At 43.4% G+C, this 16,084-nt stretch carries 12 protein-coding genes; 4 read left to right on the top strand and 8 right to left on the bottom strand.

Annotated elements, in window-relative coordinates; genetic code table 11:
* Window positions 1-89: 89 nt before the first annotated feature.
* Genes leuC through leuB form a run of 3 tightly spaced genes read left to right on the top strand, consistent with a single transcriptional unit; the run spans window position 90 to window position 3,207 of the window.
* Window positions 90-1,499: a 3-isopropylmalate dehydratase large subunit gene (gene leuC, locus B151_RS0109225; RefSeq protein WP_020403337.1), complete on the top strand. Its 1,410-nt coding sequence runs from the start codon at window positions 90-92 to the stop codon at window positions 1,497-1,499.
* A 2-nt stretch (window positions 1,500-1,501) separates the two neighbouring features.
* Entirely contained in the window at window positions 1,502-2,092 is a 591-nt protein-coding gene (leuD, locus tag B151_RS0109220) for a 3-isopropylmalate dehydratase small subunit (protein WP_020403336.1), read from the top strand.
* Between the two features lie 2 nt (window positions 2,093-2,094).
* Window positions 2,095-3,207, top strand: coding sequence for a 3-isopropylmalate dehydrogenase (leuB, locus tag B151_RS0109215; RefSeq protein ID WP_020403335.1), 1,113 nt, complete (start codon window positions 2,095-2,097; stop codon window positions 3,205-3,207).
* A 165-nt stretch (window positions 3,208-3,372) separates the two neighbouring features.
* Here leuB and B151_RS0109210 read toward each other — a convergent pair whose 3' ends face one another.
* Window positions 3,373-4,335 carry an endo alpha-1,4 polygalactosaminidase gene (locus B151_RS0109210; protein ID WP_020403334.1) on the bottom strand — a complete coding sequence of 321 codons (963 nt, stop codon included), beginning with the start codon at window positions 4,333-4,335 and terminating at the stop codon, window positions 3,373-3,375.
* A 47-nt stretch (window positions 4,336-4,382) separates the two neighbouring features.
* Between B151_RS0109210 and B151_RS0109205 the strand changes: the two genes are divergently transcribed.
* On the top strand, window positions 4,383-6,311 hold the full coding sequence (locus B151_RS0109205; protein ID WP_020403333.1) for a RecQ family ATP-dependent DNA helicase: 1,929 nt from the start codon (window positions 4,383-4,385) through the stop codon (window positions 6,309-6,311).
* Window positions 6,312-6,345: 34 nt separating this feature from the next.
* On the opposite strand, the gene B151_RS0109200 is transcribed toward B151_RS0109205, so the two are convergent.
* The 7 genes from B151_RS0109200 to B151_RS0109170 all read right to left on the bottom strand — a co-directional run bounded on the left by B151_RS0109200 (window position 6,346) and on the right by B151_RS0109170 (window position 15,740).
* Window positions 6,346-8,802, bottom strand: coding sequence for an SLBB domain-containing protein (locus B151_RS0109200; protein WP_020403332.1), 2,457 nt, complete (start codon window positions 8,800-8,802; stop codon window positions 6,346-6,348).
* Between the two features lie 130 nt (window positions 8,803-8,932).
* On the bottom strand, window positions 8,933-10,207 hold the full coding sequence (locus tag B151_RS0109195; protein ID WP_020403331.1) for an adenylosuccinate synthase: 1,275 nt from the start codon (window positions 10,205-10,207) through the stop codon (window positions 8,933-8,935).
* A gap of 65 nt (window positions 10,208-10,272) precedes the next feature.
* The gene (locus tag B151_RS0109190; protein WP_020403330.1) at window positions 10,273-10,614 is read right to left on the bottom strand and encodes an STAS domain-containing protein; all 342 of its coding nucleotides are present in this window, start codon (window positions 10,612-10,614) and stop codon (window positions 10,273-10,275) included.
* Window positions 10,615-10,632: 18 nt separating this feature from the next.
* Entirely contained in the window at window positions 10,633-11,547 is a 915-nt protein-coding gene (gene secF / locus B151_RS0109185; RefSeq protein WP_020403329.1) for a protein translocase subunit SecF, read from the bottom strand.
* A gap of 44 nt (window positions 11,548-11,591) precedes the next feature.
* Window positions 11,592-13,397, bottom strand: coding sequence for a protein translocase subunit SecD (gene secD / locus B151_RS0109180; RefSeq protein ID WP_020403328.1), 1,806 nt, complete (start codon window positions 13,395-13,397; stop codon window positions 11,592-11,594).
* Window positions 13,398-13,522: 125 nt separating this feature from the next.
* Complete coding sequence (locus B151_RS0109175; protein ID WP_211207843.1) at window positions 13,523-14,080, bottom strand: hypothetical protein; 558 nt, start codon at window positions 14,078-14,080, stop codon at window positions 13,523-13,525.
* A gap of 67 nt (window positions 14,081-14,147) precedes the next feature.
* Complete coding sequence (locus tag B151_RS0109170) at window positions 14,148-15,740, bottom strand: tetratricopeptide repeat-containing sensor histidine kinase (RefSeq protein WP_211207842.1); 1,593 nt, start codon at window positions 15,738-15,740, stop codon at window positions 14,148-14,150.
* Window positions 15,741-16,084: the final 344 nt, after the last annotated feature.

Below are 16,084 nucleotides of genomic sequence, written 5' to 3'. Positions count from 1 at the left end.
TAGGGGCAATTCATGAATTGCCCCTACGGTGTTTCATTTGATACAATTACAAATTGGAGTTACTAATATTATTGAATTGAAGTTTATTCATGCCAAAAACGTTATTTGAGAAAATTTGGGATCAACATGTGGTAGATGAGGTCGAGGGAGGACAAGAGATCCTGTACATCGATCGGCATTTTATTCATGAAGTAACCAGCCCACAGGCTTTTAGCGGAATCCGAGATCGTGGAATTGATATTTTCCGGAAAGAGAAGATCGTAGCCACAGCCGATCATAATGTACCCACCAAGAACCAGCACCTTCCTATTAAAGATGCACTGTCGAAATTGCAGGTAGATGCGCTCAAACAAAATTGCGAAGATTTTGGGATTGAGTTGTACGGATTGGGACATCCATATCAGGGAATTGTGCACGTAATCGGCCCCGAATTGGGCGTTACCAAACCCGGAATGACCATTGTTTGTGGAGACAGTCACACTTCAACCCATGGAGCATTTGGAGCGATTGCATTTGGGATCGGGACTTCGCAGGTGGAGCAAGTGATGGCCACGCAATGTCTGCTGTTGGAGCGACCTAAAACCATGCGAATTACCATTGACGGAGAGCTGGGCGAAGGTATTTACGCCAAAGACATCATTCTCTACATCATCTCCAAATTAGGAACCGGAGGAGGAACAGGGCATTTCGTAGAATATGCCGGAACTGCGATCTGGGGATTATCGATGGAAGCCCGGATGACCATCTGCAACATGAGCATCGAGATGGGAGCGCGTGGGGGAATGATCGCTCCGGATGAAACGACTTTTGAATACGTGAAAGGCAGAGAGTTTGCTCCGCAAGGCAAGGAATTTGAAGAAGCCGTAGGATATTGGAAAACCCTCTATACAGATGACGAAGCCATTTTTGATACGGAATATAATTTTCGGGCAGAAGATATCGAGCCGATGATCACCTACGGAACTAATCCGGGAGCCGGAATCAAAGTTACCGGGAATGTTCCAACCTCAGAGGAAGTCGAAAACCCCGAAGGGCTCAAAAAATCCCTGGAATACATGGGACTTCAGGAAGGCGAAAAACTGGAAGGCAAAAAGATCGATCATGTTTTTATCGGGAGCTGTACCAACAGCCGGATCGAAGATCTCCGAATCGTAGCGAATTATGTGAAAGGAAAGAAGAAAGCCGGTCATGTAAACGCGATGATCGTACCAGGTTCAAAACAGGTTCAACAGCAAGCTCAAAAAGAAGGCATCGATAAGATCTTGGCTGATGCAGGATTCGAATTACGACAATCTGGTTGTTCGGCTTGTTTAGGGATGAATGAAGATAAAATTCCAAAGGGTGAATATTGCGTTTCGACCTCTAATCGAAATTTTGAAGGGCGACAAGGTCCCGGTGCGCGAACTATGCTGGTGAGTCCGCTTACGGCTGCTGCTATTGCCATTGAAGGCAAAATCGTAGATCCCCGGAAATTTGAACTCAAAAAAGTAGCGGTGTGATCATGGAGAAGTTCAAAGTATTGAAATCAACTGCCATACCACTTCCTGAAGAAGATGTGGATACCGATCAGATCATCCCAGCGCGTTTCCTAAAGGCTACGACCAAAGAAGGTTTTGGAGAAAATCTATTTCGCGACTGGCGGTATGATTCAGAAGGAAATCCCAATGCGAATTTTGTACTGAATAATGAGAAATACTCGGGACAAATATTGGTAGCCGGACGGAATTTTGGTTGCGGCTCAAGCCGTGAACATGCGGCCTGGGCGCTGGCCGACTATGGTTTCCGTGCCGTTATTTCAAGCTATTTTGCCGATATCTTTAAAGGAAATGCCCTGAACAACGGACTGCTTCCGGTTCAGGTAAGTGACGAGTTTTTGAAGAAAATTCTGGCTGAAGTACAGAAGAAACCTTCAACCCCGATCATCATAGATCTGCCTGAGCAAACAGTTTCGCTCGAAGATGGAAGCAGCGAAAGTTTTGAGATCAACGATTACAAAAAAATGTGCATGCTGAACGGGTATGATGACATCGACTTTCTGCTCAGCCAAAAAGACAAGATTAAAGCATTTGAACAACAACACGTGGAGTTTTAGGAATGAAAAAGAAGATCGCAGTATTACCGGGAGACGGTATTGGTCCGGAAGTAACCAAACAAGCCGTTAAGGTTTTGGATGCCATTGCTCATCGTTTTGGGCACGAATTTGAATACAAAAAAGGATTAGTGGGGGCCGTAGCTATCGAAGAAACCGGTGATCCACTTCCTGAAGAAACGCTTGATCTTTGTGAAAAATCAGATGCCATTTTGTTCGGCGCAATAGGTGATCCTAAATATGATAACGACCCGAGCGCAAAGGTTCGTCCTGAGGAAGGATTGCTTCGGCTTCGGAAGTCACTGGGATTGTTTGCAAACATTCGCCCGGTTAAAACCTATCAGTCACTGATCGATCGTTCTCCGCTAAAAAAAGAACGAATCGAAGGAACGGATCTGGTGGTTTATCGAGAACTTACGGGCGGAATTTATTTTGGTGAAAAAGGCCGGAGTGAAGATGGCGAAACGGCTTATGATCATTGCACCTATTCTGTGGAAGAAATTGAACGTGTGGCAGAGCTGGCTTTTGAGGCTGCACAAAACCGGCGCAAAAAATTGACGCTGGTAGATAAAGCTAATGTGCTTGAAACCTCACGTCTGTGGCGACAAACGGTTCAAGCCAAAGCAGCAAATTATCCGGATGTAGAAGTGGAATATTTATTCGTGGATAATGCGGCTATGCAGATCATTTTGCGCCCCAATCAGTTTGATGTGATCCTGACTGAGAACATGTTTGGGGATATCATTTCCGATGAGAGCAGTGTGATCACCGGTTCCATCGGGTTGTTGCCATCGGCTTCCATCGGAGAGAAAACGTCGCTGTTTGAACCGATCCATGGAAGCTTTCCGCAGGCAGCGGGCAAGGATATCGCTAATCCCATTGCGGCTATTTTATCGGCTGCTATGATGTTGGATCACTTCGGGCTAAAGGAAGAAGCCGATCTCATCAATTCCAATATAGACTTTATGGTGAAAAAAGGATTGGTTACCCAGGATTTAGATTCCCACAATTTCGTAACCTGCTCCAAAGTGGGAGACGCACTTAGTTTACTGCTCGACCAAACCATCGCAGAAGTTCGGTTCGAAAATATGTTTGAGGGGAAATTGCCGGTAATTTAGTCCAGAGCGGGTCTTTTTGTGGGATTCGACAGGCTTAATGCGGATGTGATCGTTGGGCCGAACGCTGCGAGGACCTTCGGACGCTCGCAGGTTTCTACATAGATGATAGTGCCAAGGCCTCTCTGTTTGGATCAACAGAAAGTTGTCCAGACCTCGGGACGAATATCAAAGATTCTCAAAAAACCGAAACCCGTCAATAATATCCAGATAAACACCATCAAAACCAGCATCTAAAATCTGCTGGAGGTACGAATCCTCTGAGTCGTAAATGATTTCTTTCCATTCCGGCGACCAATATTTCACTTTATAATTTCCTTCCCAATTGGGGTTTTCACGCACAATCCACTCAGGATTTCCGGGCCTCCAGCTATCTTGCCAGTAATAACGATAATCTTCGGCTTCACCGATACTCAGGTAGCTGATAACTAACCTTGTGCCACCATTTTCCTTTTGCTTCAATTGTTGGACTTCCTGAGGGGTAAACATTTCATCCCGGAAAAAAGCATCGGTGATCAAAAGGTCATAATTGGTGTTTTGGATGGCAGAGATAAAATCATTGCGAGAATCAAATTCAGATTTATTCAACAGATACAGGAAATTTTTTGCCTCGGAAAGTTGGGTGATATTTTTATCATTCAATCCGGGTAACGGCCGGGGATAATCGGGAATCACGCGCAAATCACGATCGGGTGCTGCAAAAGAGATATAACCGAGGGTCTGATTTTGTGAATACGAGTTATTCACTTTAAAGGAAGTCGACACGTAATCTGTAACCAGGATCGTTTTCCCGGCTTCTTTACCGATGTTCAGTAATTCGAGCAATCGGTTTGTTTCGCTTGAAGATGTAGGCTGATCATCATACGGCGAACCATAAAACAAGCTTTCCTGCGCAAGTCCATTTATCGCATTCAGGTAATCGGAGGCGGGACGGCTATTTCGTACTAATAAGGAATGGCCGTTTTGAGGAATCACAAAAAAATTCGGGCGTTGGGATTTGGCATATTCCGAGATCTCCTGAACAAACATTCTCATTTCCTCGCGATAATCTATATCATCGGTAGTGATGATGTTTCCACAAGAGAAAAGGGTGATGAATAATAATGAGAGCAATAAGAATTTTGTTCGCATAGGTTTGTATTTTGGGGTGAACCGGATTGAAAATCAGCAGGTATAAATTGCAGGATTTATTTCAAAAAGCAGAATCTAATTTACAGAAATTTTGGGGATTTGAGTCGTTCAGGCCGGGGCAGGATGAAGTAGTCCGTTCTGTGTTTGAAGGCAATGATACCCTTGTTTTGTTTCCAACCGGTGGTGGTAAATCGCTTTGCTACCAGGTGCCTGCTACGGTTTTTGAGGGATTGACGCTGGTGATCTCCCCGCTTGTTGCGCTGATGCAAGATCAGGTTCAAGCTCTGAAAGCTAAAGGAATTTCAGCTACTTTCATTAATTCTACCATTCCGCCTTTTGAGGTAGAGCAACGGTTGGTTAATGCCCGGAATGGCATGTATAAATTGCTCTATTGTGCTCCCGAAAGACTTAAGACCACGCTTTGGGAGGCTGAACTTCCAAACCTAAATATTGATCTGGTAGCCATTGATGAAGCTCATTGTATAAGCGAATGGGGACATGATTTTCGCCCCAGCTACAGGGATATCCGGCCCTCGCTGGAGAGAATAGCAGATGAGGTAAGGTGGATTGCGCTGACTGCCACTGCAACTCCTGAGGTTCAAAAAGATATAAAAAGTGCATTGGGTTTTGAGGAACCTAAGGTAATATCACAGGGATTTTCCCGGCCAAATTTGAAATGGTGGGTTGTGAATTCACCCAAGAAAAAGCAAAAACTAACGGAAGCGGTACAAAAAGGAGCTTCACAGGGCGATGGCCTTATCTATGGAGGCACCCGGAAAAATTGCGAAAATTTAGCTGATCGTTTTTCAAGTCTGGGTATTAAAACAGAGGCTTATCACGCCGGCATTGAACCTGAGAAACGGAAAGCAATTCAACAACGGTGGATATCCGGAAAAACACCATTGGTTGCGGCTACCAATGCTTTTGGGATGGGGATCGATAAGCCGGATTGCCGGTATGTGATCCACGAGGAAATGCCTTATTCGTTGGAAGCGTACTATCAGGAAGCGGGCAGGGCGGGGCGAGACGGAAAGGAAAGTTTTCCCATCTTGCTTTACCGTGAGTCTGATTACCAAAAAGCGTACGACCGGTTGGAAGAAAGTTATCCTACGCTGGATGAGCTTAACTATGTATATCAAATTTTATGTGACAGTTTCAACCTGGCGTTAGGGTCGGAGATGGAAAGAGCTCAGAATTTTGAAGTCAAACAGATCATGAAAAGGGGAAAACTTTCGTATGGGAAAGTCCGCTCTGCGATGCGGTTGTTAGATCAGTTTGATGTAATATCTATGCAGCAAGATATGAAGGCTTCGGTAGAGCTGCAGTTTACGATTGGCTCAAAAAGCCTTAAGTCTTTTCGTGAGGATATCAGTAATGCAGAAAAAGCTGAATTCATTGACAAACTTGAGCGGATATTCGGGCCATCTGCTTTTTATGAGAGAACTCAGGCTGAAGTAGATTACGTTTTAGAGAAGCTTGGGATCAGGCGTAATGCACTTATAAAGGCGTTGAATGTGTTAATGCAAAACGACCAGATCTTATTATTTGAGATACATGAACAACGGGATCTGGTAAGAGTACTGGAAGCGCGATCAAAAAAATTACCATTCACTAAAAATGAGATCGAATCTCACCGTAAGAACCTGTTTAGGAAGCTTGAGCGAATGCATGGATTTGTGCTTACAGAAACATGCCGCGAAGTGTATTTAAGAAATTATTTTGGAGACTCAAATGCAGAACCCTGTGGACATTGTGACAATTGTCTGAGATCAAAAAAAAGCCATTCTGCTGATTTTACATCCGAAGATGCTTCCAGGGTTTTAGCTAATTTGAAGACATCGGCATATACGGCAGGGGAGTTATCGCAGGTAACAGGACTTAAAAAGGATACCGTAATCCAGGCAATTCAGTTCTTAATCAAAGAAGAAAAAGTGAAGTCTGTGCCCTCCGATCCCGGAAAGTATTCAGCTTCCTGAATGGGGAAGGTAAATACTTTGCCAACTAAGCCTTTTAGTTTCTCCTGATCTGGAAGATGGTATTGGTTACAATGGCTGCCATTGATACGACGGTGGACAAGATACTGATAAGTTCTCCTCTTGAAAGAGGTTCTCTTTGCTCTTTGGGAGGTATGATGAGCACGGAACCGGGCCTTACTTCAGGATACGATTTAAAGAACAAAAATTTCTTGGTTCGGTCCACTTCTCCATTGGCATAAACAATATAGGCACTTTTAGTATTGGCCTGTTCTGTGAAGCCTCCCGCAGCACTTACATAGCTTCTGAAGTTTCTACCCCGCTCAAACCTGACATTTACAGGGTAGAGAACCTCTCCACGTATTTGCACTGTTTGCAGTCTTTTGGGAATTACTATTTCATCACCGGCGTTAAGCAACAGGTCATATTCTGAATTATTATTATTTAAAGCCTCATTCAATTGGATGCCAACCTGAGAAAGGGATTCCTGGCTTTCCTTGGCAACAGAATCTTCAATATTGATCTCAATGTCCTTCATGTTGCGGTCAAACCTGCGGGTCAGTGAGGCACCTTCAGGGAAAGCATATTCAGTTAAGCCTCCACTTTTTTGGATGAGATCACTTAAGCGGAAATCCCGGGTAGTCAATGCATACTCACCGGGGTAAAGTACTTCCCCGGTAATTCTTACGGTTTGTTGTTTCTCGTAGGTGGGAGATTGGCGTATAAAAACCTGATCAAACGGCTTGAGCTTGGTTTCTTCAAGCTCTGGATTATATTCTAAACCATTCTCAATATTAACAGAGATGATCGAAGCGATTTCGTTTTTGATCTCACCCGATTTATCATCGGTAATACGGCGGGCGATCTCAATGTTGTAAGGAGCCGCTTCTTCTTTGAACCCATCCGCTTCATAAATAAGGTCTTTCAATGAACTGTTCTCAACAAATTGATACGTTCCCGGGTTCTGTACCGAGCCACTTATTTTGACGGTACGAAGTTCTCTCAGGTCGAAGATAGATGAGATCAGGACGCGGTCATCTTTCTTAAGTTTAATATCAAACTGACCGGAATCTGCCATCACCTGGTTTAAGTTGACCGGTATGGCTTCAATATCATAATTGGGTTTTGTTCGGTAGATGATTGCTCTTTCCAAATAGGCATCACCCATCAGGCCTTCGGCATTTTGGATCAGAGAATATAAAGTGGGGCTCTCTTCAAGCTGATATTCGCCGGGTCGAAAAACGGCACCTTCAAGTGTGATCTTGTTTTCATAGCGGTCGAGCACTTTTTGTATGGAGATGATGTCACCGGACTTCATCAACATATTAGCCTGATCCGGATAATAGACATCAATGATCTTTCGCTCAGAATTGGTCTTTCGGTCAACCTTCACCCTCTTCTGATAGGCATACTGATTGAACCCTCCGGCGAATTCCAATACATCTGCGAAGGTTTCCCCCTCAAGTGTCTCAAAAAGGCCGATGTGTTTAGTTTCTCCTAAAACCGTGACTCGGTTCACATAAGGATCAACCTTGATAATATCCTGATCTTTCAAGGTAATATTATCTGACAGATCTCCGGAAACCAGGAAATCATAAAGATCAACTTCCTGAAAAACCTTACCATCCCGCAAAACCTTTACAGAGCGATAAGTGCCTTTGTCGGTAGGGCCACCTGCTGCATATAACGCATTAAAAACAGAGGCAAAGGAAGACAGGGTGTATGTTCCGGGCCATTTTACTTCTCCTACCAAACTGACTTTTATACTTCTGATGTTACCTAAAGTAACCTGAATATACGTGTTTTTGTCAGCTCCTTTTAACCCTGAATAAATCTGAGAAAGTTTATCTGTGAGACGGTCCGTTGCCTCTTCTACGGTCAAACCATTCAAAAAAACAGGGCCAATATTGTCAATTTGAACAGAGCCTTCCGGGCTTACGGTGAGTTGATAAGTGGTTTCTGAAGCCCCCCAAATATCAATGATAACCTCATCTCCGGGGCCAAGTATGTAATTTGTTGGTGTAGGAATGTTCAGTGAAGGTTCAAAAGAAAGAGATTGATTAGAGAATACCTCTGACCCAAAAACTTTGTTGGGGGCACGTTTCTCCTCCCCTAATAATTGACCAAGAGTATCGGCCTTCATTTTATTATAGGCTCCTATTGCTGTACCTTCCGTTTCATTTTGCCGGTTTCGCAAGCGGCTTTGGGTGGATGATGTTCCCTGTCCGTCCATTCTTGAAGAGCGGATTTGATTGATCCGGCTTCTAAGTTTAGAGATCTCGGAAGGATCGACACCTCTTGCGAGTGCCAAAGTTTCAACTTCTGAGATGGATAAGCCCCTTTCCTGCATGCGTTCATAAAGCTGAACTATTTGCTCGTCTGAAAGCTCACTGACTTTTAGGTTTCTGAAATCAAACCCAACATCCTGTGCTAAAGCCGGGAGGCTGAAAATGAAAAAGGCCAAAAGAAAAAGGGGGTATTTTATGAATCGCATCAAAACGGTACCGTTGAAAAAGTATTTAAGTTGTACTGCTGCAAATGGGTTCTGCTTGAACAGAATCTACCAAGTTAAGAAACAAATAAATAAAGGACTAAATGAAGTTGGCTAAAGCAGTTTTAACTATTTAGAGTAAAATTGTTTCGCTTCGCTTAGGTCCGGTAGAAATGATCGTGAACTTGACGCCAAGATATTCCTCTATAAACCTGATATACGATTTTGCAGTAGCCGGCAGGTCGTCCCAATTGGTTAAACCTTCTATGGAGTTTTTCCAGCCGGGGAGGGAAGTATATACGGGTTCAACTTTCTCTACATCATCGAGGCTTAAAGGAAATACATCGGTTTCTTTACCGTCAATAATGTATTTGGTGCACACTTTGATTTCCTCAAAGCCATCCATGACATCCATCTTGGTGAGTGTAAGTTCGTTCATTCCATTTAGTTGAACGACATATTTAAGGGCAACCAGATCCAGCCATCCGCAACGACGGGGCCGGCCTGTAGTAGCTCCAAATTCATGGCCCTTCTTACGCAGTTCATCACCGACCTTTCCATGGAGCTCGGTTGGGAATGGACCGTTTCCAACTCTTGTACAATAGGCTTTAGTAATTCCCATCACCTTATCCAGGGCAGTAGGTGGAATTCCTGAGCCGGTACAAGCGCCACCTGAGGTAGGTGAGGATGATGTTACATACGGATAGGTGCCGTGGTCAACATCCAACATGGTGCCTTGTGCGCCTTCTAAAAGGATGTTTTTATGATTATTGATGCCTTCGTGCAGCAGGTTAGTGGTATTGCAAATGAAAGGTTCAAGGGCTGCAATTGACTCTTCCAGCTCCGCCATCAAATCCTCTGTTTTCAGGGTAGGTTCTTTGTAAAGGTTTTCCAGTGCAAAATTAATGTCCTGGAGGTTCTGATCGATCTTATTTTTGAGAATTTCGCGATCCAGCAGGTCGATCATACGGATACCCACTCTTGATACCTTACTCACATAGGCCGGCCCAATCCCTCTTCCGGTAGTGCCGATGGCATCTCCACCCCGACGTTTTTCTTTGAGCTGATCAAGAAGTTTATGGTATGGCAGAATAACATGGGCTGTCTGGCTTATGAAAAACCGCCCTTCAAGGCTGAATCCCATTTCTTGCACACCTTTGATCTCCTCGACCAAAGCCACAGGATCTATTACAACTCCGTTTCCAATAACGCAGTCTGCATTTCCATTGAAAATTCCTGATGGGATAAGATGAAGAACTACTTTTTTGTCATCAAATTTCAAGGTATGTCCGGCATTAGCCCCACCTTGAAAACGTACAACATAGTCGGCTTGATCACTGAGCAGGTCAACGATCTTGCCTTTGCCTTCATCACCCCATTGTGCTCCAATTACAACTCTTGTACTCATAATAAAAAGGTCAATAAAAAAGGGGTGTAAAACACCCCTTTGATTTCATATTAATCGTTGGCGAATTATTCTTCGAATGATTTTGCGGCTTCATCCACTGATTTGAAGTGTTTGAAAACGGTGATCAATTTGGTCACAATCAACAGACTTTCAATTTTATCGGTAGCGTTAGCGATACGAAGATCTCCACCGGCTTTTCTCATAGTGGTAAGAGCTCCGATAAGCATCCCAAGTCCGGAAGAATTCATGAACTTCACTTTTCCAAGATCTACCACAATATTGGTTTTTTCTTCATCAATAAGTTCATGGAGTTTCTCATTCAGGCTAACCGCATCAGGGCCGCCCATAACGTTGCCTTTAAATTCAATAACCACGCTGTTGTAGCGTTCTGATGTATTAAAGCTCATAAGTTTCCTGTTGTTTGATTATTTAGATTTTGTTGTACGCTTTTCGAGTTCTACAACCAACGCGCTGGCTACGAATAGTGAACTGTACGTACCTAACACGATACCGATCAGAAGTGCGAAAGAAAACCCTTTCAAAACTTCACCGCCGAAAATAAACAGCACAGCTACCACAAACAAGGTAGTTAGCGAAGTAATAACGGTTCGGCTTAGAGTATCATTTAAGCTTTTGTTTACCATAGGCATAAAATCCATTCCTTTATGGACATTGGAATTTTCACGGATACGGTCGAAAACAACTACCGTATCGTTGAGTGAATAACCTACGATCGTCAGAAAAGCTGCAATGATCGCCTGATCAATTTGCAAGCTGAAGGGAACATGGTTGGATAGAATGGTAAACAAGCCAAGTACAATGACCACGTCATGTACAAGGGCTGCCACTGCACCTGCCGAGAAAGTCCAGTTTCGGAACCGGATCAAGATGTAAATAAAGATGATCACAATGGCATAGATCACCGCTTGCAAGGCTCCCCATTTAAGATCCTCGGCAAAACGGGCGCTTATCACATCGGTCTTTTCTACAGAAAAAGGATTGTCCGGATAAAGGGATTGAATATTGGAGGTGATAATGTCCTGTACTTCGCTGATGGGGCTTTCATTATCCGTACGAATAAGTACTTCACTTTCGGAACCGAACAGTTTTATTTCAGGTGCATTGCCCAATGGCTCAGCTAATTCAGATCTGAGATCGACCACGCTGACAGGCTGTTCAAAATCTAATACGATTTCTTTACCGCCTTTAAAGTCGATACCATACTGCAGTCCTTGCACAAAAATTGCAACAAGGCTGGCTACAAAAAGGATGCCGGAAATAGCGTAGGCTATTTTTCGGCTTCCGTTGAAGTCAAAATTTGGAGTTTCAAACCATCTCATAATTAAATTCTTTTAGTCGTTTTAAATTCTTTTTAAATGCTGGATTAACCGAAACTAACGGCTTTATGCTTCGCTTGGATAAGGTAATCTACCACCACACGGGTAATCACGATAGCACTGAACAAGGAAGCTGCAATACCGGCCATCAGCGTAACAGCAAATCCTTTAATAGGACCCACTCCAAAACTGAAGAGGATGATACCTACAAAGAACGTTGTTACGTTAGCATCAATAATGGCGCTCATGGCATTTGCATAACCGGCCTCAATAGCTGCTTTGATGGTTTTTCCGGTTCGTTGCTCTTCACGTATCCGGTCAAAGATGAGTACGTTGGCATCTACTGCCATACCAATGGTTAATACAATACCTGCAATACCGGGAAGCGTAAGTGTTGCTTTGAAAGCAGCCAGAATACCCAGTATAAAGATGATATTTAAGATCAGTGCCAGGTCAGCAATTCCACCACCTGTGCGGTAGTAGACAATCATAAAGATGGTTACGATACCAAGTCCAACCAGGATCGAGTTTAATCCGGCCTGAATAGATTCGGCTCCGAGTGTAGCTCCAACGGTTCTTTCTTCAAGAATATCGAGTGGAGCGGGAAGTGCACCTGAAAGCAAAATATTAACCAAGTCTTCTGCCTCTTCAACTCCATCCAAACCGGTGATGGAAGAACGCCCGTTGGAGATCTTGGTTTGAACATTTGGATAAGAGAATACATAACCGTCGAGCACAATAGCTACCGGCTTCCCAATGTTAGCCCCGGTAATTCGTCCCCATGTACGCGCACCGTCGCTGTTCATGGTCATTGATACTTCAGGGATGTTTGTGGCAGGATCGAACTGTACACTGGCAGCTTCAATTACATCTCCGGTAAGTTCAACCTGGGTTCGAACACCAATCAGTTGGTAAAGATCTTGGCCACCTTGTCCCGGAAGGGGGTTGGCACTCCACATCATGGTTGTATTACGGGGCACCATACGCTGAATATCTTCAGTATTAAGCAATTCCATCACCCGGGCGGTATCATCTGCAGTTGCATATCCCACTAAATAGGGGTTTTGAGCTGGGATCAGCACTTCCGTAAGTGGGTTAAATTGAGCCTGACCGGTAGTGTCAGTGGCTTGCTGGGTATTGTCATAGTATTGATACACTTGATCCACGAAAGAACGGAAGGCGTCTGCATCGGCTGCAAGACGGAATTCAAGCCGTGCGGTTCCTTTCAACAGGTTACGAACACGTTCTTTGTCTTCAACTCCCGGAAGCTCTACAACTATTCTGTTGTTTCCTTGTTTGAGGATAGAAGGCTCAGTCACCCCATAACGGTCAACCCGGGTTCGGATGATCTCTACTGCACGGTCAAGAGCCGATTGACGTTGTGTTTTCAGGAAGGTGGCGATTTCCTCATTTGTAGATCGGCGGGTGATGTCCATGGCATCGTTCCGGTAATAACGGCTTAGGCGTGCGTTTGGATCACGTGATTCAAATTCAGCTACCATCTCATCAATGAAATCGGTGTCATTTTCAAAAGCACGTGTGCTGGCTACGCTGATTACATCATTCAGAAGCTCATCCGCGTTATCGCCTGCAAGTTCACGCACTAACTGTGGTACGCCAACTTCAAGTGTTACGTGCATACCTCCCTGGAGGTCAAGCCCCAGTGAAAGGGTATTCTCACGAAGACTTTGAAGTTTTTCCCTGTTTTCTTCCCGATACTGAGCCGTTTCTGAAGGGCTCAATTCGTCCATATAATTTTGTTCAAGACTCCACTGAATGGTGGGGTATAAGTAATAGATCGTCAGTGCTAAAAAAGCTACGATCGAACCAATTTTAAATCCGTTTCCTTGCATGGTAAGTATTAATTGTGTGTTTGAAATTATTGATCATGGATTGAAGAACTAAGCGATTGATGGCGTATGTTAAAGCCCGTTAGTTGTCTTCAAAAATTAGATTGGATAAGAAGGAAAAATTTGATCTAAGGGGCTCCTATGGCCGTTCCTCCTGTCAAAGGCGAGATATGGTAACTTACAGCTGGCGGTCTTATAAAAAAGATCTCACTAATCTCCGGAGAAGCTAATTCAGAGAATTGTTTTTTAAAAGCTTTGGAAGCAAATGCAATTCCATCGATAGGTAAAACCGTGTAAGGCTGGGCCTGTTTTATGATGACCGCCTTACCCATTCCCGAAGCTGAATTTTGAAAATCATTCCATTCCTTCAGAAGAACCTGAAAAACTTCATTCTCGTCCTGATCGTCCTGAGCTACAGGAAGCGTAAAATCATCAGCGTGATTTTTTACAAGTGAAGAGGCTTTTCGGATAACCGATTCGATCTCACTGCCGGAATGGGAAAGTTGCTGAATTTGATCTATAACTTCCGCATTGTTGCCGGTTTTGAGGTTTGTTTTTAACCAACTGGCAAAAGCATCGTCATCAGTATTGGAAGATGCTGGCTTTAGAAAATAGAAAAACATCCCTGCCAATAACAGGCAAGCACTTAGATTCTGAATGATATGTGTGCGAAAGATTTTCATCAAGGTTGAAAAGATAACCAACTGAAGCTTAATTGTGAACTAAAAATTTATTCAACAATTCCTGTTTTTTTTAAGCCGTTAATGGAAATTGTACAAGAATAGAAAAACCATTTTTGCCATGTTGATCAATATGAAGCTTCCCTTCCAGCTCTTCTGCTCTCCGTTTCATGTTCAAAAGCCCGTTTCCATTCAATAACGATTCGTTGGAACTCGGTTTGTTAAGTCCCAGGCCATCATCACATAACTTAAGTAAAAGTGTTCCATTTTCTTCAATGAAATTGACGGTAAATAATGAGGCTTCTGCATATTTCACACAGTTTGCTATAGCTTCCTGAATAATCCGTAGCATGTTGAGAGATTGCTGAGCATTTAACGTTTTTTCCTCATGCACAGAATTAGTAATGTCGATCTTGAGGCCTCCATAAGAAGCCTCATGTTTCTTGAAGTAATTTCTAAGATGACCGATAAAATCTCCCATTGGTATTTCGTTTTTATTGAGCAACCAAATGGTTTCCCGCAATTCACCCATGGCATCTCTTGCGTTGGCATCCAGGGTTTCGATGAGGTTCAGGGCGTCTTCCGTCTTATTTTTTTTAACGTACAAATTGCTAATCTCAAGACCTGAGATCAGGCTGGTGATCTGAGCCCCTACATTATCATGAAGATCTCGTGAGATCCTTTCTCTTTCCTGGTGAATACGATTCTGTGTTTCAGCTTCCGCCAGTTTGAGCTTTAGTTCGTTCTCCCGCTGTTTGATCTTTTGCTGCCGAACCACCATGGTTGTAATAATGCCTCCAAATACCAACAAACCACCCAAAGCCGATAATATCCAGTTTCTGTTTCTGATCTGTAACTGGGTTGATGCAAGTTCGGCACGCTGCACTGCCAGTTCTTTTTCTTTTTGCTCCGTCTCAAACTGGACTTCCAACTCTGCAAGACGCTGACCGGTACTTTCATCAATACGTTCCTCTTTGACCTGGTTATATAGTTTGAAGTAGTGCAAGGCCGAATCATATTGAGCCTGGTTTTGGAACAGATCCGCAAGGGAATTGTAATTGTGTTCTTCCAGATGACTGTAGTTGATGGAATTAGCCATTTGGGCAGATCTTCGAAAATAACCGGCAGCAAGGTCAACAGCTCCCTGAAAGTTATAATTTGCGGCAATGTTGGTCAGGTCTATAGCCATGCCGGAACTGTCTTTCATAACTTTTTTTAATTCATAAGAATCTCTGAGGTAGGCAATAGCTTGGTCGTAATCTTCCATTTCCTGGAATGCCGAGCCCAAATAGCCATACGAGTAAGCAATGCCCAGGGTGTCTCTATTGGCTTCTTTGATCTCCAACGACTTTTCAATAAAATAAATCGCACTGTCAGTTTGAGCCTGCTCTAGTTTAATGATCCCATAATTATTGAAGGCATTGGCAAGTTCAGTAGATCGCGGAAATTCCTTAAGAATAGCAAATCCTTGTTTCATGAAATATTCGGCTCTCTCATGGCTTCTTCGCCGAACGGCCCAGGCCAATTCTGCATATCCGTATCCTGCATTTAGCATTAAATTCAACTCTTCATACAATCGTATTGAGCGGATACGTTGTTCTACACTTTCATCCCATTCCCCCAGGTAACTCGAAGCCCATGAAAGTTGCTCAAGGGATCGTGCCATACCTTGTTTATAATCCAGGGAATCTGACAAAGCCAGAGCTTTATTAAGGCTTAGCCTTGCTTCATTTGGATTGGTTGTCACATATTGAAAAGAAAAGCCGTTGACCGAATCGATGAATGAAATATGTTGGTGGCTGCCGGATTGAGCAAAAGTAATATTAGAACTTAAGCCAATAAAAAAACAAAAGAATGATAAACAATATCCTTTAAAAGCTAACTTCCCCATAGAATGTGCCTGAATGATTTACTCAAAGAATATAATTTGAAGGGGCTAATAAACAAAAAAGCTTAGCAACTCTTAATGATGATAAGAAGGACTTCAGGTGCTATTTTCTTCTTATTATC

The organism is Gracilimonas tropica DSM 19535 (genome assembly GCF_000375425.1).
GTDB lineage: Bacteria > Bacteroidota > Rhodothermia > Balneolales > Balneolaceae > Gracilimonas > Gracilimonas tropica.
The sequence above is the reverse complement of the archived record's forward strand: the minus strand, read 5'-3'. Positions and strand labels throughout refer to the sequence as shown.